The 19958-nt window shown below is 37.3% G+C and carries 17 protein-coding genes; 5 read left to right on the forward strand and 12 right to left on the reverse strand.

The window, feature by feature from the left end:
* Nucleotide 1 precedes the first annotated feature (1 nt).
* The 3 genes from ALPR1_RS05435 to ALPR1_RS05445 form a co-directional block, all read right to left on the reverse strand.
* Nucleotides 2-1099, reverse strand: coding sequence for an HTTM domain-containing protein (locus ALPR1_RS05435; protein ID WP_008199026.1), 1098 nt, complete (start codon nt 1097-1099; stop codon nt 2-4).
* Entirely contained in the window at nt 1092-1574 is a 483-nt protein-coding gene (locus tag ALPR1_RS05440) for a hypothetical protein (protein WP_008199028.1), read from the reverse strand. Before ALPR1_RS05440 ends, ALPR1_RS05435 begins: the two co-directional genes overlap by 8 nt.
* A 604-nt stretch (nt 1575-2178) precedes the next feature.
* A complete protein-coding gene (locus ALPR1_RS05445; protein WP_008199030.1) occupies nt 2179-2799 on the reverse strand; it encodes a hypothetical protein in 621 nt (206 codons plus the stop codon).
* A gap of 627 nt (nt 2800-3426) precedes the next feature.
* Between ALPR1_RS05445 and ALPR1_RS05450 the strand changes: the two genes are divergently transcribed.
* Nucleotides 3427-4221, forward strand: a complete 795-nt coding sequence (locus ALPR1_RS05450; RefSeq protein WP_008199031.1) for a LytTR family DNA-binding domain-containing protein — start codon at nt 3427-3429, stop codon at nt 4219-4221.
* A gap of 89 nt (nt 4222-4310) precedes the next feature.
* Complete coding sequence (locus ALPR1_RS05455) at nt 4311-5555, forward strand: S41 family peptidase (RefSeq protein ID WP_008199033.1); 1245 nt, start codon at nt 4311-4313, stop codon at nt 5553-5555.
* Between the two features lie 181 nt (nt 5556-5736).
* Here the strand turns inward: ALPR1_RS05455 and ALPR1_RS05460 are convergent, their stop codons facing one another.
* Nucleotides 5737-6570: a sugar phosphate isomerase/epimerase family protein gene (locus ALPR1_RS05460; RefSeq protein ID WP_008199034.1), complete on the reverse strand. Its 834-nt coding sequence runs from the start codon at nt 6568-6570 to the stop codon at nt 5737-5739.
* A gap of 596 nt (nt 6571-7166) precedes the next feature.
* Here ALPR1_RS05460 and ALPR1_RS05465 point away from each other — a divergent pair.
* Nucleotides 7167-8378, forward strand: a complete 1212-nt coding sequence (locus tag ALPR1_RS05465; RefSeq protein ID WP_008199035.1) for an AI-2E family transporter — start codon at nt 7167-7169, stop codon at nt 8376-8378.
* A gap of 97 nt (nt 8379-8475) precedes the next feature.
* On the opposite strand, the gene ALPR1_RS05470 is transcribed toward ALPR1_RS05465, so the two are convergent.
* On the reverse strand, nt 8476-9369 hold the full coding sequence (locus tag ALPR1_RS05470) for a bile acid:sodium symporter family protein (RefSeq protein ID WP_008199036.1): 894 nt from the start codon (nt 9367-9369) through the stop codon (nt 8476-8478).
* A 492-nt stretch (nt 9370-9861) separates the two neighbouring features.
* Nucleotides 9862-10887 carry a porin gene (locus tag ALPR1_RS05475; RefSeq protein WP_050776367.1) on the reverse strand — a complete coding sequence of 342 codons (1026 nt, stop codon included), beginning with the start codon at nt 10885-10887 and terminating at the stop codon, nt 9862-9864.
* On the opposite strand from ALPR1_RS05475, the gene ALPR1_RS20920 reads away from it, so the two are divergent.
* The gene (locus tag ALPR1_RS20920; RefSeq protein ID WP_050776368.1) at nt 10886-11152 is read left to right on the forward strand and encodes a hypothetical protein; all 267 of its coding nucleotides are present in this window, start codon (nt 10886-10888) and stop codon (nt 11150-11152) included. The two genes, ALPR1_RS05475 and ALPR1_RS20920, sit on opposite strands and share 2 nt — an antisense overlap.
* 223 nt (nt 11153-11375) lie before the next feature.
* Here the strand turns inward: ALPR1_RS20920 and ALPR1_RS20925 are convergent, their stop codons facing one another.
* The 5 genes from ALPR1_RS20925 to ALPR1_RS05505 all read right to left on the reverse strand — a co-directional run bounded on the left by ALPR1_RS20925 (nt 11376) and on the right by ALPR1_RS05505 (nt 16685).
* Nucleotides 11376-12113, reverse strand: a complete 738-nt coding sequence (locus ALPR1_RS20925) for a DUF6090 family protein (protein WP_008199038.1) — start codon at nt 12111-12113, stop codon at nt 11376-11378.
* A 43-nt stretch (nt 12114-12156) separates the two neighbouring features.
* Nucleotides 12157-12909, reverse strand: a complete 753-nt coding sequence (locus tag ALPR1_RS20930; protein ID WP_008199039.1) for a DUF6090 family protein — start codon at nt 12907-12909, stop codon at nt 12157-12159.
* 288 nt (nt 12910-13197) lie between these two features.
* Complete coding sequence (locus tag ALPR1_RS20235; RefSeq protein WP_050776370.1) at nt 13198-13917, reverse strand: DUF6090 family protein; 720 nt, start codon at nt 13915-13917, stop codon at nt 13198-13200.
* Between the two features lie 270 nt (nt 13918-14187).
* A complete protein-coding gene (locus ALPR1_RS05500; protein WP_008199041.1) occupies nt 14188-15126 on the reverse strand; it encodes an NAD-dependent epimerase/dehydratase family protein in 939 nt (312 codons plus the stop codon).
* Between the two features lie 242 nt (nt 15127-15368).
* Nucleotides 15369-16685, reverse strand: a complete 1317-nt coding sequence (locus tag ALPR1_RS05505) for a DUF418 domain-containing protein (RefSeq protein WP_008199042.1) — start codon at nt 16683-16685, stop codon at nt 15369-15371.
* Between the two features lie 514 nt (nt 16686-17199).
* Between ALPR1_RS05505 and ALPR1_RS05510 the strand changes: the two genes are divergently transcribed.
* On the forward strand, nt 17200-19047 hold the full coding sequence (locus ALPR1_RS05510; protein ID WP_008199043.1) for a leucine-rich repeat domain-containing protein: 1848 nt from the start codon (nt 17200-17202) through the stop codon (nt 19045-19047).
* A 229-nt stretch (nt 19048-19276) separates the two neighbouring features.
* Here the strand turns inward: ALPR1_RS05510 and ALPR1_RS05515 are convergent, their stop codons facing one another.
* The gene (locus tag ALPR1_RS05515) at nt 19277-19951 is read right to left on the reverse strand and encodes a hypothetical protein (protein WP_008199044.1); all 675 of its coding nucleotides are present in this window, start codon (nt 19949-19951) and stop codon (nt 19277-19279) included.
* Nucleotides 19952-19958 lie beyond the last annotated feature (7 nt).

Raw genomic sequence — 19958 nt, forward strand, 5'->3', positions numbered from 1 at the left:
TTTAAAATTCAATTTGTTCTTGTTTCCTTTTAGTTCTTATCTGTTTAATGATTGCATTTAGGTAACACCCTAGGACCACAAGCATAATTATTAAACTGGTAATATTTGAATCGAAGCCTAAATTGAAAGTGATATCATATAGGTCTAAATGAATTTCAAAGACAAACCATGCTATAAAATACAATCCACAAGTCACCGCAAATACCCACAACCAATTTATGGAAGCCCATTTTTTCTTTGTCTTATTTTCGGAATTAAGAACGTAAGGCATGAACAACAAGTAGATTGGTAAATTGCCTGTAAACTTAATATTCAGAATCAATAGATTCATTATGTGGAATAATATCGCAATGATTATAAACCATGAAAAGTATCTTTTATTCAAGAGCAAAAGAATAAATCCTAACTCAAATAAAACACCTACATAATCAAAAAATTCCCAGATAAATACAGATTGAACATTTAAAAATAAAGGTGCTAAAAGGTCATGGCGATCCCTAATGTAGTAATTATCAATAAAGTGATGTCTTACAGCTTGGGTATCAAATGATAACCAGTTGCCCATTAATTTTGGTAAGCCAGCAGTGAACATGCCAAATGCCAAAATGCTTGCTAATAAAAAAATAGGCCATCCATTCGATACTGGTTTACTTTTTCGCAGTGTTTTATCGATCGAATATTCAGACCCCCAACCAGCTATTCCCATGAAAAGGGGTATCCATATGGTGACCATCCAAGCATGATCTATTTTGCCAAATGAAAACTTGATAGTAAACAGAATTAGGTAAAGTAGGGTCAAACCTATGGAGCAAAACCTAGTATAAAACCCAAAGAGTACACACAGGTGAAAAAGCACCAGCAAGGACGAAAAGAGTCCTATGATAAAAGCTGGAGGAAACCCATCTAATAACTGAGCATAACTTAAGAAAGGTGGCTGAAAGATTAAGTCAGGATATTGAGCTAGATATCTAAAATCAGGAATCCCTAAAACAAAAATGATGAAAATGCTAAATACGATCCTATAGGCCCCCATAGCTTTGGGATCCATTCGATATTCATCGAATACTAAATGATCAAAATATGAAAGTATTTTACTCATTAGATTGTAATTCTATTTTAACATAATTGATCAATGTCCCCTCTTTTTCTAATTCGTTAGTGTTCAAGTCGTAATTGTATTGCATTTCTAAAATGGAAATGTTGGAAATTTCTTTATCAGGGATATTTTCTTTGAGATTTTTTGAAACCCAATCTTCAAATTCTTTTTTTTCTGATGTCCTTTCTTTTGAATTTTGATAATTACTTGCTATTAAATCAATGCTAGGTTTGTTATAGCTGATTTTTGGTAAGAATTGATCTAATGAATAAAGAATACTATCCTGCTGATCATCTGAATGAAGATAGACTTCATATTGATTGATTTTTTTGAATCCCCCATTTTGTCCTGTACTACTGAAACTAGGAAATCTAATAGCGGGGTAAGGTTCAGCTTTATACTTGTTAATAATCAAAAGTTGAAAAAAAAGGCCTGCCCAAAAAATTAAAACGATAGTTCGAATTGCTGCTTTTGTCATATTCTTTTGATGTAAATTTCTAATGGGTTTTTAAAAATTCAGCTATTAAATAATTTGGCTTTATTCACTTTACTGTAAAGGAGGATTTAGGATTTTGCTTGTTTGGAATTAGTTATTGTGCATCCTAAAAAGAGATTCAAATTTAGGTTTAATAATTTGAATTTCTATTAAAGATTTGCTTGACTTAAAAAGTTCTTTTGGTCTAGGGGGAACACCCTCAAAAGAGGGATTCATTCAATCAAAAAAGTTCAATTTCAGCATTTATTAAGGTTATCCCTGGTTTTCCACCTTTTATACCAGTCTTTACTTCTTGTGAATTCCAAAAAATATTCCAGGTAATTTATTCTGGTTTCAAAAGTACGTTGAGCCAGAAATTGATCTGATTCAAAATCCCTATTTGTGGCATTCTTCAGCTGAACCAGTAAAGATTGATAATCTTCTATTAAATATTAACCTTTCCAATGTATCTATCAATTACAATGTGCTTGGCAGGCAGATGTGATTGAATCTGATTAGCAATACCGAGAAAAAACAAACAGGGAGCCCTTCGCGCTCCCTGCTTTATATTTAGAATGGCTTTAAAGCCATCTCAAGCCTTGTTGCATCAGTCACAGTATTCTGGGGAAGAGAGAGAGTTGATGAAGTTTTCGAGCTTGGATCCGAGGGTGAGCATCTGCGACCGTTCAGGGCTATTCTTTGGAAGTGAGGCTACCTGAGCCGGAGTGAAGGTTTTGAACAGAATCTCAGCTGCGTTGAGTTCCGCTAACACCGCCGACGGATCTACATCACGATATACGTTCCAAACGTTCAACTTCGCTGCCATGAACTGATGGGCAAGCAGGTAATACGCATTTCCGGCGGGCGGTGTTTTGAATATCTCTATCCAAGTAGCATCGCTGATGTAAAACGGTGTTTCCGGCCCATTTGGCAGTAACACCCACGTCGGATCATATTTAGTGTTACGGAAGTTTGAGTGCGACTTCCAGTATCCTGGGCCCAGTGCACACCCATCGATCAGCGACTCTATGGATTGGCCATCTATCTTTGCCGAGGCTTCAAGGTCGGATTCTAACTTTATTTGTGTGTTTAACATATCTGTGTCAACCCCTTCACTAAGGAGGTCTGCAGCGGCAAATTCCTGATCGGGTTGTATGTCACTCATGCTTTCCATTTCACAGGACGCCAGGAAAAAAATGCCGAGGAAAAGTACTAGGTTATTTTTCATATTATTTAAATCAGGTTAGAAAATGAATTTTAAATACAATTGAAACTCAAATTTTAAGGTATAAATCTTAGAGCTTAAAAATTGCCGAGTCAGGACGAACTTTATCGATTGCTTTCCCAACAGGGTGATTTATTTTTCGGGGGAGGGTTTCCACAAAAACGGATACCGGTTTGATCCATTATCTTGATATTAGTCTCTACAAGTTTTAGAAAGATTTATGGCTAAAAACTTTATCCTGTCCCAAGATCGATTTTAAACACCCAGTTGGGTAAGTTGCTTGATGTTTTGAGCTAAATTCTTCAATTCTCTTTCCTGATATTCATTCAAACTTTGACAAAAGGATTTGAAACTGATTGATGAGAAAAATAACAGGAATAAAAGAATCTTACTTTTCATATTCACAAAATATAGCCAACGGCTCTTTTTATGAAAATAGTGGATAAATAAATGTGAAAACCTGTCACCCTGAGTTATTTGAGTTTTTCAGCAAGATTTTCTATCTAGTGTGACCAAGCATCTTCACTGATCATTCATATCAAGGTGAGATGCCATCATGGGGAATTAGTGTTTCTGTTTTTTCCTTTTGGAACCAGTTTTTGAAATAGTATTGTAGCTTAAAGAAAAAAGTTGAAAAACGCTTACCCTTTTGACCCTTCTATCAAACATCACCTGATTATCGCCTTTGGTCTGGCAATCTGGATATTTATTTTTTTGTTTTTTACAGAGCCGCTTGATGTGGGGCAGCTTGATGATATCGATAAACTGAAATTCCCACCAATTTACGGGCTGTTTGGAGCAACTTGCTACTTGCTTTGCCTTCCTTTGCAAGTATGGCTTGCAGAGAAGGAAGGGAAGTGGCTTCTTGGTTCAGAGTTAATTTTTATGTCCACATTAATCTTGATTGGATTTGTCACCACCTGGCTTGTTTACTTTTATATTGTGATGGATGCAAATCCCTACGCTTATACTATTGACTATTTTGCAAAAGCTATCTATTTGCCTGCTGCTTTGACGGTATTTCCGATTTTGGGGATCAGTCGTTGGTCTTTTGGTAAATACAAGGAGAAACAACTCGAAAAAGATAAAATTGAAATTCGGGGAGTCGGGAATTTTGAAGGGCTTCGATTGCATTGGAGGGATTTGATTTATATACAATCTTCGGATAATTATGTGGAGGTCTTTTTTAAAGATGGGGAGAAATTAAAAACACAATTGATCCGAAATAAACTATCCACGGTAGAGGAGCAGGTTCCAGAACTGATCCGGACGCATCGTTCTTTTTTGATAAATCCAGCGCATTTTAATCAATGGAAAACGGGTAATAGAAAATTGCATATCTGCCTGAGTGAAGGAATAGAAGTGCCCGTGTCCAAGACATATCAAGAGGGCTTAATAGCTGCTGTTAATTTCACCACAGATTAGTGCAATTTCGCCACAATGCTTGTTTAATGTCTCCAGAGGTTGATTTGAGTTTGTATGTTTGAATCAGTCAAACACAAAAATCAATCTCAATGAAAAAATTATCAATTTTAATTCTGCTGCTTAATTTTAACTTAAACCTTGCAGCAAAAAGCAACTGTGATTGTGCTTCTGAACTTGATTTCGTTTATGAGCAAATCCAAACAACAGCCTCGTTCAAAGATCAGATTAAAGGCGAAAAGAAGTTGATGTTTAAAGAGAATTACCAAAAGCTAAGAGCTCAGATGAAGGATGAGCAGAGTAAGTTAGATTGCTTTTGGAAGCTGAATCAACTCATGTCAATGGTGCAGGATAAACATGCTACTCTCACTGAGAATCCTTCGAGCCTAGATGAGAAAAACCTTCAGAATTCTAGTTTTATAGCACGGTACAGAGAAACTGATGAATTCAAAAACTTTCCTAGGAGCGACAGAAATTTAGACGAATTGGCTAAAAGTCTGGATGGAAAAAGCCTAGATGAAGTTGAAGGGGTTTATACCATTGGCAGCAAGCTAAAGATGGGAGTTTATCGGGTTGCTGAAGACAGTTTGGTGGGGGTGATTCTAGAGTCCCAAGATGAAATCTGGGAGCCTGGGCAAATCTTCGCTTACCTTAAGCAATCCAACATCGATTCACATTTCGACATCATGCACTATGGAACGAATCAAAAAAATCTCAAATTCTCTAAAGCTCAATTCTTCGACCATGGGATGCTTTTTCCATCCGTGTTGAAAGAGAATCTTAAAAATAACCACGCGTGGATAGATAAGGCAGCGGAGGATTCTTATCAACTTTCAAATTTGTCCGATGATATTCAATACGTATGGCTAAATAGCTTCAGTCGCACGACCAAACCTAAAGATCGGGATGCGCTTATCTCACAAATCCAGACAGATCTTACCGCCAAAAATCTGATCATTGATCTTAGGAATAATGGGGGCGGAGCTGATAAAATCTCCCTTCCCATACTCAAGGAACTGAAAAAAAAGAAAGTTAACATCTATGTCATTACCAATTTTTTCACCGGTTCCAACGCCGAAATGACGACTGTTCGCCTAAAGGATAAATTTGATGCCATCCAACTGGGGCAGAGAACCTATGGCGCAATTAGCTACGGGTCTAACTATGGAAAAAGCTTTAATTCGCCTTCTGGTCTTTTTAATTTTTACCCCACGGATATGCGTCAGCGAGAATTTATTGAATTTGAAGAAGTGGGTGTGCAGCCGGATGTCAAATTGAATCAGGAATCAGATTGGGTGGAGCAGACGATAGCTTACATTCAAAATTCAGATAAGTAAAGTAAGGGATTGAAGTGTTTGACGACGAGTTGATCCTAGAAAAGGCCATCTTTCGGGATGGTCTTTTTGTGATTTAGCCTGTTATGGGGAGGTTTCACCAAGGTTGGGGATGACATTTATTATCAAAAAAGGCTGAACTCTTTCGAATTCAGCCTTCCTATATCTAGGACTTATTTAACATCTACTCCTTGGTGGTTTCGATAACTCCCCTGAAATAGCCAAGAGATTCCCCTATGCCCATAAATGGATTGTCCATATTTCTTTCATGTTCCAGGCTGCAAACCCCAGTGTAACCCACTTTTCTGATCATTCTGACCATGGCAGGAAAGTCGATGATGCCGCGACCTACCTCGAGTGAATAACCCTGTTTTGTTGGTCCTGTCACATCTTTGATGTGCATATCGAATACACGTGTGTGATATTTTTCCATATCGGCTACCGGGTCTTTTCCATTTCGGGTGTCATGTCCAATGTCCAAGCACATTCCAATTCTTGGATCTAGGTCTTTGGTGTGGTTCCAGACATCATCAGCATCTTGATAGATTTCGATATCTGGTCCGTGCAAATGAATGGCGAATTTAAAATCATACTCCTTCACCTTTTGATCGACGTAGGGAAGCAGCTCCACATTAGGGACACCCACGATCAGCTTTACTCCAACACGTTTTGCATAATCAAATGCCTTATCGATCTCCTCTTTAGATTTCATATAGATTGGGCCAACCGCATATCCGGTGATATCATGGGCTTTCAGTTTTTCATGAAATTCGGCAATTTCAGCATCGGTGCTATTCATTGGCAAATGAAAATCTTTGATGCATAGGTAATGAACATCCAAGGCCTTCAATGTTTCCAATGTCTTATCCAGGTCAAATTTCACGAAGGTGTATCCGGCAAGTCCTACCTTAAACGTTTCACCTGTTTCAGGTGGTAGTTGGGGTCCAGGCCTGTTGTCCTGTGCTTTGCAAACCATCAAGGAGAGTGCGAATACAAAGGTTAAGAGGGTCGATTTCATGTGTTTATAATTTTTCGTTTTGGCCAAATGGAATCTCGCAGAATATAATCATTCCAGTGTAGGACTTTTTATTCATGCTCGATTTCATAAAAGTTATTTTGTGATTATTGTCCACCAATTTAGTAAATGCAACCCAAAGACAGTCCTTGAGTTTGAGCAATACTGCGGAATCGATTTCCGTTTGGGACAAAGTATAGGGAGTGGGAGAAATCTGACTTATTCTTGAAATCAATAATGTAGTTTCCGATCTAATTTTTTTAAGCTTTGGAAGTCCTCTTCTTTTTTTGGATGGAAATTTAAAGACTCGAAATGGGAATGTTTTTTCACATATGAACTGTTTAAATTCGGATTTTGCTTTCTAAAATACTTCCAAAAGGCAACAGCAGTTAAATAGTACAATTTCCTCTTTTGGCTGTATGATTGATCTGATCTAATGCAAAATCAAATCAATCATGCATGAAATTCAAAACTACGCTACAAATTTAGCTTGGGTAACCATTGGCATTTCCGCTTGCCAGGAGAAAATCTCCTATCCGGTATTTAAAAAGCGCAAACATTCAGTATATTCTTCACCTCATCTTTTATAAAACGCCAAAATGAAATCAAAGGAAATACTAATTATTCTTACGCTCATTGTGGTAGGAACTTACTTTTCGATTGTAGGATTAATCGAGGCTGGAGGCTTTCTAAAGCCCTTAGCAATCGCAGTTTTGTTGACTTTGATTTGCATTCCTTTGTGTAGAAAATTGGAAAGCTTGAATTTTTCCAAAGGCCTCTCAGCTTTTGTAAGTGTGCTTTTGAGTTTGCTGGCGTTCTTATCTTTTTTTGTCATCATATCTGCGCAGGTAGCAAATGTTTCCGAGCGATGGCCTGAGATAAAAAGTAAAGCAAAACCGAAATTGGAGGGATTTCAGCAGAAAGTCACGGAAAAAACGGGATTAAACCTAGAACAGCAATTAGGGATGTTTGGTTTTTCGGGACAAGACTCAGGGGCCAAGCCAAACGAAGAATCTGAAAAAAGACTTGATTCAAACCAATCCACTGATAAGGCTAATTCAGATAGCCAGCCTTCTCCCGAGAAAATTGTATCCAATGCCTCCCAAGAAGTGGGGGTTATAGTAATGAACTTCTTTAGTTTTTTATCCAGTTCTGTACTGACATTGGTTTACTTGTTTTTTTTATTACTTTATAGAAATAAGGTTAAGCTTTCGATTCTGAAATTCTTCAGTGAAGAAAACCAAAAAGAGGCAGAGGAAGTGATGAGTCATACTGTAGAATTGGGGCTGAATTTCATTGTAGGAAGATTTATTCTAATAGTCTTTTTGGCTATTATTTATTCAATTGGTTTGTCTATATCCGGAATTGAAAATGCCATTTTGATCAGTGTAATTGCGGCAGTTTTATCTTTAGTGCCTTTTATTGGGAATATTATTGGATATGTTTTAGCTATTATTATGGCTGTCTTTGCAGGAGCAGAACTTGGTGGAATAATAGGTGTGTCCCTTACTTTTGGACTTGCTCAATTTGTCGAAAGCTATATCCTGGAACCTTATGTCGTAGGGAGCAAAGTAGAAGTCAATCCTCTGGTAACAATTATGGTGGTGATCTTAGGAGGAGCAATATGGGGGATAATAGGAATGATATTGAGTATTCCTATTGCTGGTATCGCGAAGATAATTTTTGATGCAACTCCTGCACTCAAACCTATGGGATATGCATTAGGTGAAGAGGACGTAGAAGGAGCAGATGAACAGAATTTCCTGAGCAAATGGGGAGAGAAGCTTTGGGTTAAATTCAGCAAGAAATAAGGTGATGCCTGAGAGGAGTTTGAGATAATCAATCGTAGTTACAAACTACGCTTAGAAAACGATTTGACAACACCCAGATGGGGGTTGTTTCTAATGCCTATTTTGGGTGCGCTTTGGCTAAGTTTGCTTTAGGTCTTTTTCCAAGTTGCCACATTAATATCCCTCCAGTTATAAACATCCAAATACTATAGGCTCCAGTTGGTATGCCCATTTCTACATTATTTAATATTGAGGTAGCAATCACAAATGCCAAAGTACCGTTTTGTATACCGCTCTCCACAGTGATTGAAATGGCACTCTTTAAATCCAATTTAAACAATCTAGCTGTTAAATAACCCATCCCCATTGTCAGTATATTTAATAGCAAAGTTGCCAGCCCTACTTCTTTCATTGCTGGACCTATCATGTTGAAATTTGCGGCCACCACAGCCAGAAAGACCAAAATAAAGATTACAGTAGAAGCAATACGCATTGGTTTTTCCATTCGTATTGCAAAGTTTGATTTGAATTTACGAATAAGCATTCCTATTGAAATAGGAATAATAGTAATGACTAATATCTGGAGGATAGTATCAACTATGGGTAATTCGATTGTGGTATTTGTGTCAGTGCCAAAATATTCTAGTACATAGGACAGGATAAAAGGTATTGTAACTACACATAAAACACTAGCTGTAGCTGTTAATGTAACAGATAAGGCAATATTTCCCTTACAAACCTGTGTTATCAAATTGCTTGTTGCACCGCCTGGACAAGTAGCCAGAATCATTAATCCGACTGCCATTACTGGATTTAAATTAAAAGCTAGTGCTAATAAAAAACCAATAATTGGTAAAAAGATAAGTTGATTGGTAAGACCAATTAAAATGGATTTTGGATTCTTTAGAATTCTAGTAAAATCAGATGGGACTAAGGTCATCCCCATTCCTAGCATAATAATAGCAAGAGATAAGGGTAAAAAAACTTGGCTTACAATTTCAGCTGCGGTCATCGGTTGATTAATTAGTTTAATACTACTTCTTAATTGTATTTAGTCCTTCTATATCGAAACCCTTTATTAGTATATATTTTCCAATAGTGATGCTATAGAGAAAGTTATGCTTAGTTGTCTGTTTTTTAATATACTATTAAACTCATGCTAGACAATATTCACTGCGATTTAATTTCAAAATAATCCTGTCAGTTCTGGAATTGTATAAAAGCCTGAAGATTACTTTTATTCCAGCGCTAGGAATCCCGCCACGGCGGGCAAGTACTCCGGAATGGAAGGGATGATTGAGGTGGATTATTGGTAAACAACATGTTCTTATCAATTTCAAATTGATAAGAATATTAAAGTAGGACAAGGCGTTAAAAAAACATCCTATGAATGTTTTTAGCCTTGGGCCGGTCCACGACAATTGTCGGGAGTAGGGCAGGCAAACTACTGTTAGAAAACGATTTGACTACACTCAGGCTGGGGAGCTTTTTTTTATTCAAAATTTCAATTGTTCAAGTTTACTGCGAGAGAACCTAGCAAGAAGAAGTTGCTACTACTGCCGCTGTCCAGACCAAGGTTGAATTCACTTGGAGCTTGAAGCCATCTTCCTTCCAATCGGAAAGTGAGTAATTGTCCGATCTTCCAATCAGTGTTGATTGAGAGGCCACTGGTTTGAATGCCTTCATTTACGTTGCTAGGGGCAATGGCCTGAAATGGATCGTGGTAATATTCGTATCGGATGGCCGATGCAAAGCTCTTGGTAAATCTTCGCTGCAAAATAAGGGAAGTTCCCCACCAGTTACGATCGGCATCCAAGAGAAGGGTTCGTTTGCCTACGTCCAATCCGGCGATCAAATGCCAGGAAACGGCAGGTTTCCAGTCCACATAGAAATCGGAAAAAAAGAGATAGGTTCCAGCCTCTTTGCTCTGATCTGTTCCCAGAAAGGTACTCCAGTTGAAAAGGACTTTTTCACTGGGGGCAAAAGAAGCTTGGGTGCCAAAAGATGGATTATTTCGTCCCGGGATACTTTGGATTCGTTGCCAACCATTCAGATACAGAAAGGCAAAATACCAGCGTTCATTTTTTTGCCAGCTGAGTTTTGCCCCCGTTTCGAAATAAGGGCTATTCTCTGCGATAATGGATCTGGAAAGTGTCAGGTTCTCTGTTGAGATGGCACTTTCGAAACCAATATGGGAAGGCATCACCCCGACATCCAGCCAAACGTTTTTTTCTGTGTTGAGGGCATATCCCAAATTGGCCTCATGAATCCATCGAAGGGCTTTCGGTTCGGCGCTGTAGTTGTCCTGTGGGTATGTTCCTTGTTGCAGAGCCAAATTGGCTCGGAATCTACCTGATTCGAAGGAAGCTTTGATCAAAGCAAGATTGACAGCAACTTTATTTTTACGGTTGTGACTGAAGAGAAATGGATAGCGACTTCCACTCGTATTATCGTCAAAGTCGTACCCATAATACAATTCAACGAAGCCGGATAATTCAATCTTTGCTACAGAGTCTTTTTCCTGAGCCATGCTCAAGAAAGGTCCAAATAAGACAAAAAAGAAGAGAAATACTCTTGATGTGCACATGGAGCAACAGAATCTATCCATAAACCACAAATTATCCTTTTTTGCCCAATATTCGAATTTTCTATTTTTTACCCGAGTAAAAATGATGCGAGTCAGAACAGGAATAGTAGAAAAGCCGGAAGATTACTTGTATTTCAGTACTAGGAATCCCGCCACGGTGGGCAGGTACTCGGGAATGAAAGGTTTGATTGAGGTGGATTATTGGTAAAAATGGCTCGTTTGGACCAATTTCAAATTGGTAAGGATATTAGGGTGTAGTTACAAACTACACCCAGTCCAAAGAACGATCTGACTACACCCAGATGGGGTTTCCTTCCGAAAGTAGCTTTTGCCTGATTTTCCTGAAAAATTTTAGCATTGATTTGTGGTTTATCCTTATGGATCTTAACTTTTATTGAGCATTGGGTTCTTTGGAAATCCCTCCCTTATTCTCATTCTTTTTCAAGCATAATCTGCTTCTCCAGATTTCGATATTTTATCAATAAATTATTAAAACTCTCCAGTCTATCTATTTCTACCCAGTTTTTCACCACTAAAGCAGCCTCAATAGTGAGAATGATTTCGCCTACATTTTCCTCAATTTTGACTACCTCTGCTAGCTTTGATTGATTTGATAGTCTTTTTGATAAAGAGCTAAACCCTAATTTTCTGGCCTCGGAAAGTAAACTCAAATAAGCAGGGTCTAATTGATTTCTTTGATTTTCGACAGTTGATTGTAATCTCAAAATGTCCAATAAACTATTTTGAATATTTGTTGGTATTAATTTTAAGTCCCCGGTTTCTTTTAAAGTAGTCATTGTGTTGGTATAAAAATTAATGATAGGGTAAGTATATTCGACTTTGCTTAGATTTTCTATAGTAGTTTCAACAGCAATATCAGACTCTGAAAAAGTTTCTACATAAGTTTCATAGGAATTAATACTACTTTCTATACGCTTAATAAAATAATGTATGTTGGTGGTGTCTGTGGCTATATCACTCAAAAGCTGGTCATAATATTGTTGTTTTTTCTCTTCAAGTTTTTTTGACTCATTCCAATTATTAATCTGAACAGCAATCAAAATACCGATAACCACTAATATGATTTCTCCAAAGGCATAAAAGAGGTATTTCTTAAAATCCCCTGAATCAAATAGCTTTTGCCTAATTTTTCTGAATAAACTAATCATTTATTATGTTTTGAAGGAGCATATTGAGTTCGTCGAGTTGAACTCATATTGTCTGCAGATCATTTTGTTTACTGGTCTCATTTCCAATTAGATATCTCAAATCTTTTTTTAAACTCTCGTCTTGCCGCAGCTCTTCTACCACTGATTTGGCAACAAGGGGATCTAGATTTATTTCACATTTATCCGGTAAAGCTGTCAGATAATTACTCCTCGATTTCACATAGATATCGTCGCAGTTGGATCGAATTTCTGTCTGGATTTCATCTGGCATTTTTCCTCTTAAATTCAGCCGATAGGTATTCTCTAGTTTTAAAACCCCAATTTCGGTCCATTCTATCTCATAAAATCGGACTAAGGCTGTTTTTAGGGCCTCGTTTTGAATCAGGTTAATTTGACCAGAAGCAATAAGCTCCTTATAAGTGGAGGAAGCAGAATTGGAGTCTTGCAGCTGGCTCGCCTGATACATATCTATGAGATTTTGAACTGAATCCGGATAAGCATCTGGCGAATTTTCAAATATAGCAAGGGCTTTTTTGGCATGGCCAATCACCTGATTGGAATAATTTATTGTCGCTTCTAGGATTAATTTTTCTTCTTTGACATCCTCCAAAAGGCGTTTGTAGTATTGAGTTTCTAGATTCCGGTTTATACGGTTTTGATTCCAGTTATTGATTGACAATGCAATTAATATCCCAATCACCACCAGGATAATTTCCCCAAATGCATAGACTAGATATTTTGTGAACTTGTTTTGAACCAACATATTTTGACGAATTTTTCTGAAGAAATTGATCATGGTTTAGTGGTTGGTCTAGTTAGTATCAGGCTAGTGTACAATTAGTTTGTTGGTGCTTTGATTACTAATATACTTTTATACTTTGCATTTTTGGGAAAATTGATAGAGTTTTCAATTCATTCAGGGTTTGGATTATTCCACAAGACCAATTGCATCCTGATAACTTTACAGGATGTTTTTAGCCTTGGGCCGGCTAGCAGGGCCGGCAAACTACACCCAGTCCCAAGAACGATCTGACTACACCCAGATGGGGGTAAGGGGCTTCAAGAAAAGCTCGTAATGTTTTTCTTATCTGGATTTTTCCAAATAATCCAAGGTTGTCTTGGCTTTTAGTATATATCTATCAAAATCCTGCCGTATTAATTTTCTGTAGGCTCCAATCATTCCCACTTGTGTTTTGATGTAATCATTGTTCTTGATTTGATCCCATTGCACCTGGTATTGAGAAGGATTAGAATCTATTGCTTTTTGGAATTCATAAAAATCCTGATAGAGTTTAGGGCTGTGAAATTTCAACATTTCATCTCGGTAATCATACCATATGGTTTGTAGGATTCGGGTATTTAAAAGTTCAAACCAGGTATTATTTACATAGTATTCATCCAAAAGCCTTTTCAATTCCATATCCTTAAACAAGTGGATATTATTACTATTGATCAAGTCGTTATAGGTAGAGGAAATAAGAGATTTATTCGGCACGTACCCACAAAAAATGAGCGAATTTGTTAGCCTTAGCGTATCGATCTCAATCAGACTATTGTCTAAAAATGACTCAAGATAAAAGCCTTCTGTTTCGGCATTTGTATTAATTACATTAAGGGCTTCAAGGTTTTCAATATCATTTTTCAAATCAACAATTAAATTATCAATGAATGATTGCCTCAAGTTATTGTTCTTTCTGTTTTCATTCCAATTATTTACTTGTAAAGCCAGCAAAATCCCTATCATGACCAGCGCAATTTCACCAATGGCATACTTTAAGTATTTTATAGTATTATTTTTCATCATAAGGTCGTAGCGTATTTTTCTAAAGAATTTTATCATTTGCTTTTGTATAGGAATAAAGAAAGCTAGGGATCTTGCTAGTCTTCGCTTTTAAGCCAATAAATCCCATGATTTAATGTACTGCCTATTCAGAGAAGAACCAAAATAAGCTATCTCCGGGACTAGGTGTAGTTACACCCAGAAGACGAACAATCTGACTACACTTAGACGGGGATTTTTAGCACAGAACCCTCACTTACATTTATGTGCTGTTGGCTGCCCGTATTTATTTTCTTATGATGAATAGTTATTCAAAGGAATGCTCACTGGTTTAAAGCTTTTTCCCAAATCCTTTGTTGCCAAAGCAGAACTATAGACGATTTCAGGTTTGCCTACCGGAAGTTGATTGTTGAGCATCAATGTCACATCTGATACCCTATAACTTTCACTGGACAAAAGATAGTTTTTACCGTGGGTGTTTTTGGTTGTAGCCACTTTGAAAATCGCTTCGGCAACATCTTCTACATCTATCAATGCCCATAATACATCCACATCATAGATCATTTGTATGAAGGGATTGGGGGCAATTTTATTTTTAAACAGAAATTGTATACCCGTTGAAGTTGAATCTTGTCTGTTTGACAAAGATTTTCCCATCACACCCGTCGGTGAAACAGAAGTTATTTCAAAACTTAGATCAGGGTGGTCTGCTATGAATTTATTGACGGCCTGATTGGCGATAAACTTTGCCTGGGCATAAGGAATGCCTTCTTCACTCATAAACGGAGCATCATTTTCAGTGATCTGGTCATTTTCAGTTTTTCCTTCGGGTAAAAATGGGAAGCTTGTGTTGTAAGCCGCCACCGATGCAATAAAAATGACTTTTTCTATCCCGGGAGTCTTGAGAACTGCTTCAAGGAAGTTTTCTGTACCCTTTATGGTAGGGTCAAACAATTCTTTCTGAAGGTCTTTGACATCCAATTGAAAAGGTGTTCCTCCGTGAATTACTATTTCACAGTCTTTCAAAAAATCCAAAAGCTCCTGTTTGTTTTCCACATCCAATTGAGCGATTTCTAGGTTCTCAGCATTTTTTAGGCTGAGTAAATGTTCATACTTTTCTTTTTTGGAAAGGTCCGTAGTAGATACTTTTACCTTGTATCCTTCATTCAGAAGCTTTTGGGTGTTATAGCTTCCTATAAAGCCTGAACCTCCGATGATGCCTGCTTTTTTCATTTCATTTTTTGTTTAAATAGTTACTAAAATTGTCTTTTCACTTTGAATTAGGTTGTGTTCCCAAGCGGGATCAGCCAACTTGTTTATTGTCACGGTTTCTCCTTATCTATTTCTCGAAATTGGTAGTAATGACATGGCTTACCCTTCTTATCTGATTCACAATACCCTCTACTATCTCCTGGATAAGAGTTCGGATTCGGGATTGCAAATCCCGAACAGCTGCTTATAGATACATGATGCAATCAATCTATCTGTTGTGGTCCTTTTCGCATTGGATGAACTTTGCCATAGCTGAGATTCCTCCAAAGCCATTCCATCGGGCCATAGTGAAAATATCGAAGCCAAATCGGACTGAGTATCAATTGAAAGATCCAGATTCCAACGACCACATAAAGCAATTCGTAGCGTTGAAGCTTTCCTATTAGCCCAAAGCCTACTCCAGTAAAAATGAACATGCAGAACACGGAATGCATCATGTAATTGGTCAAGGCCATTTTGCCTACGGCAGCTAGTCCATTTTTCAACCATGCAAAAAATGGAGCCTTAGAAAAAAGCATAATCAAACCCACATGACCGATGGAGACAAAAAATCTCCCCCAGTAGTAAGTGATATCGGCTTGCTTAAAGGATAGAATTGAAAAATTAGCGTCAAGAATGGTCTGCATTTCGTAGTAATTGATTGCTAGTCCGACCGCATAGCCAATCAATACCATCAGCCAATACTGAGAAGCGGGTTTTTCTCCAGTGAGAAATCCCCACCTAAATAGGGCGATCCCGAAAAGCATCATACTCAGCACATCCCAAACATCGGAGCGATAGGGAGCTTCCATGTCAAACTCCATATTTAAAGGAGCTAAAAATGCCACTGCACCAAAATAACCCTTTTGCATTCCGGTATTAAACTCCTCCGCGGCTTCCGGAGATCTTTCTTTTACCTGCCCTTCCCAGGTTTCTTGGGCAGCTTTCAGTTCTTTTGAAAGTTCTTGGCCGGAAGCAGTCATCGTATTCGCCTCCTCTACCTGATTTACCAGTTTCTTTTGTGCTGAATAGTCAAAATAATTCCAAGTAGTCCCAATACAAAAAAGGAGGAGCGCAGTAAAGATCAATTTCTTAGGAGCCATCAGCCGGAATGAATAGACCAAAAAACCCATCAAAGCATAATCATAAAGGATTTCGCCAAGCCAAAGCAATAGGTAGCCATGAATCAATCCAAATACCAACAGCCACAATAGTCTCCGGAAAAATATGTCAGCGGCCTTAATGCCAGCGCCTTTCTTGCTAAGTCGATCTAGAAAAATAAACATCCCTACACCGAAAAGTAGAGAAAACAAAGCACGCATTGTACCTTCAAAAAAGAGGTTGGTCATCATCCAGGTGTAGAGGTTGAGGCCGGTATCGCCACCTTGGACTGTGGGATCATTGTAGCCAAAGCCCAGGCCGAAGCCATTAATATTCATCAATAAGATTCCAAAAAGTACGATCCCTCGCATGATGTCTAAGGAGAGAATTCGATCCGATTGCTTGATTGGGATCAGTTCAGCAGTTGAGGTTTGTTGCATAAATTGAGCGCGAAGGCCTGTTTGTTATAGAAAAATGTGAAAGCTAGATAAGCTATTCATTTATCAATTGACAAAACTTGGGTCTTGGACTAATGAAGCTTTTTTATGTCCTAATGCACTAATATTATTTTCGAAAAATGTACGGACTAGTCAAAATGTGTAGTGCTCAAGTGTCCATGATGAAAGGTTTGATTGAGGTGGATTATTGGTAAAAATGGCTCGTTTGGACCAATTTCAAATTGGTAAGGATATTAGGGTGTAGTTACAAACTACACCCAGTCCAAAGAACGATCTGACTACACCCAGATGGAGCTATTTTTACTATAACAAATTGACTACACCCAGAAGGGGAATATGATCAGGGTTTTAGGATTGCTGCAAGTAGATTTAATTTAAGTTATTGTCATAGCAAACTATTATTTATAAAAACGGATACCTTTGGGAATTTCCGAACACCTCCAAGCGAGGATTAATGTAAAAATTGAAACGACCAACGATCCCATACATTCTATTGATGAAAAATTGCCTTTTACTTGTTATAGGAATATTTATTATAACGGCTTGCCAGACCAAGGAAGACCAAGAGCCAGTAATCCCTCCCTACTTTATCGATGGTGGCGAGGATTTTTTGAATGTTAATAAATTCTCAATTCGACTGAATGCAGATAGTTTAAAGTTGAGTGAAAGTGGTCTTTGGACAATCCTTAGTGGGCTCGATGAAGAAAAAGTGTCTTTCGAAGATCCAAAGAATCCCAAAACCATTTTTCATGGAATGCCGGGGGAAAAATATGAATTACTTTGGGAGGTTAAATTTGGAGCTAAGAGCAGTTCGGATACTGTCGTCGTTACATTCGCTCCATTACAGACTGAAATCCTTGAAGTAAGTGGAGATTCCTTTCAGACCAGAAAAATGCTTACTGGCAAATCCTATGATCACGGATTATGGACTATAGAAGGGGATTATCATCATTTACGAGGTTTAAGCAATCAAGGGTTGGTAGACGAGAAAGACCCAAACGTTCTTATATATGGCTTAGAAAATACCACCATAAAAATCACTTGGACCACTTGGTATGGAAGTAAATCCGCCTCCTCCTCGATTGAATTTGAAAGTGGGGAATACCAACAGGAAGAAGCGCTTCAAGAGTTGCAGATATTAAATAATGATTACTACTATAAAGTAAATGAAAATGGTGATGTTATAGAAATCAATATGTTAGGAATACCCAGGGCTTGGATTTTTAGCGATCTAGAACAATTTCCAGAACTCCAAGCACTTAAATATCTTGAGAAATTAAGGATTCCAGGGAATCCCATCTATGATTTCCCTGAAGTAATAACAAAAAGTTATCATAAGCTTAAATATTTAGACCTTTCACACAATCACTTTACTACTATCCCCGAAGACTTTGGGAATCTGACAGAATTAGACACACTAATTATAAGTTCAATACCTAATCTTAGTACGCTACCAGAGAGTATAGGCAACTTGAAAAAATTGAGATACCTTGATATGGTGGATGCTGGATTGACCAGCTTACCTGAAAGTTTCAGTGAAATGACTAACCTCAATTATGTAAGTCTTGAATTGAATAACATTGCCAAACTTCCGGAGCAGATTGGAAATCTTAAAAATTTAGAAACGTTTAGAGGCCCAGTTTTATCAGAAAGTATTCCAGCTTCTTTTTCAGATTTATCCTCTCTTAAGTTCTGTTTTTTTACAGTGAAAGGACCCAATGCTACCTTACCGGAAGATTTTGGTAGATTAACTAATCTTGAAACATTATGGCTGACAGGTGATTATCTAAGACTTCCTGCAAGCTTTGTCAATTTGACAGAATTACAGGATTTATCAATCACATACAGCACAGGATTGACTGAAATTCCAATGGACTTCGGGAAGTTGAATAAATTAAATAAGTTAGTATTAGTGGTACGGATGCCTCGACTTCCGGAAAGCTTTGATCAACTCGTTAATCTGCAATATCTCAGTCTGCATGGAGAATTGAACTACTTGCCAAATAATATTGGTAATCTTAAAAACCTAATTGGATTAAGTGCCAGTAGTATAAAATTAAAGGAATTACCAGAAAGTTTTGCCGAGCTAAAATACTTACGAGAGGTTAGATTAATTTCTAATGAAATTACACATCTACCCGCTTCCATTGGGGAGTTGGATAATTTATATCTTATGGATATAGGAAGAAATGATATTTCTGAAATCCCACCTTCAATTGCAAAACTCGCGGATACACTTCGATATTTAGCAGTGAATGGGAATAATTTCACACAGAGTCAATTCGATTGGCTGAAAGAAATGCTTCCTAATACTGAAATAACTTTTACCCTGCCAGGTGATTAAATCGCCTGTGGGGTAGAAAAGAAGGATTAGAAGGTCTGATTGAGGTGGATTATTGGTAGACAGCGCGTTCTTATCAATTTCAAATTGATAGGAATATTAAAGCAGGACAAGGCGTTAAAAAAAACATTCTGTGAATGTTTTTAGCCTTGGGCCGGGTAGTAGGGCAGGCAAACTACGCTTAGTAAACGATCTGACTACACCCAGATGGATGATTATTAGTTATACTTAACTATTTATTTATAATCAATTCTGATACTTCTACCAGAAAATCGATTATTAAATCAATAAATTGAATAACAAAATTAATTGATTCAATTTGAATTGTTTGATCTGTCAAGTAGATGTAAGCACCGTTTGATTTCTCAATAAATGAAATTAGATTTTCATTTTGAGGGTTATTTAAATCTATTCTACCTCTTTTATGTGCAATTGCATTTCTAATATTCCCGTAAAAATTTATTTCTCTCCATTTATCGTTTAAACTAGTTAGATTAATTCCAATAACTATTTTCAAATATTTATAAGCTTGTTGAATATAACCTTTAGAATTGATGTCTTTAGGTCCAATTTTCAAATTATCTAAATGTTGAATCATTTCACAAATTGAAAAGAACTCGCTTTCGAATTTAGAATATACAGTAAGGAATGTGGACTCATTCAGTATGCTAGAGAATTGGTCATGGTTATAAACTTCATCTTCAAAAATAAAATGTGCTTCAGGTAAATCTGGGTTTGTTTTTCTTTCGGACTCCCATTCCCTATACTTTTTTTCTAAATCTGATTCAATATTTCGAATCATTGATTGGGACTGATTTAAGTATGATTTAATTGCATCGAATTGAAATTCATAATTTATTTTCGCATCTGTTAAGAACCAATACTTTTGACTTCTTCTATTTTCCATATCTATT

It is taken from the genome of Algoriphagus machipongonensis, from assembly GCF_000166275.1.
Classification (GTDB): Bacteria; Bacteroidota; Bacteroidia; order Cytophagales; family Cyclobacteriaceae; genus Algoriphagus; species Algoriphagus machipongonensis.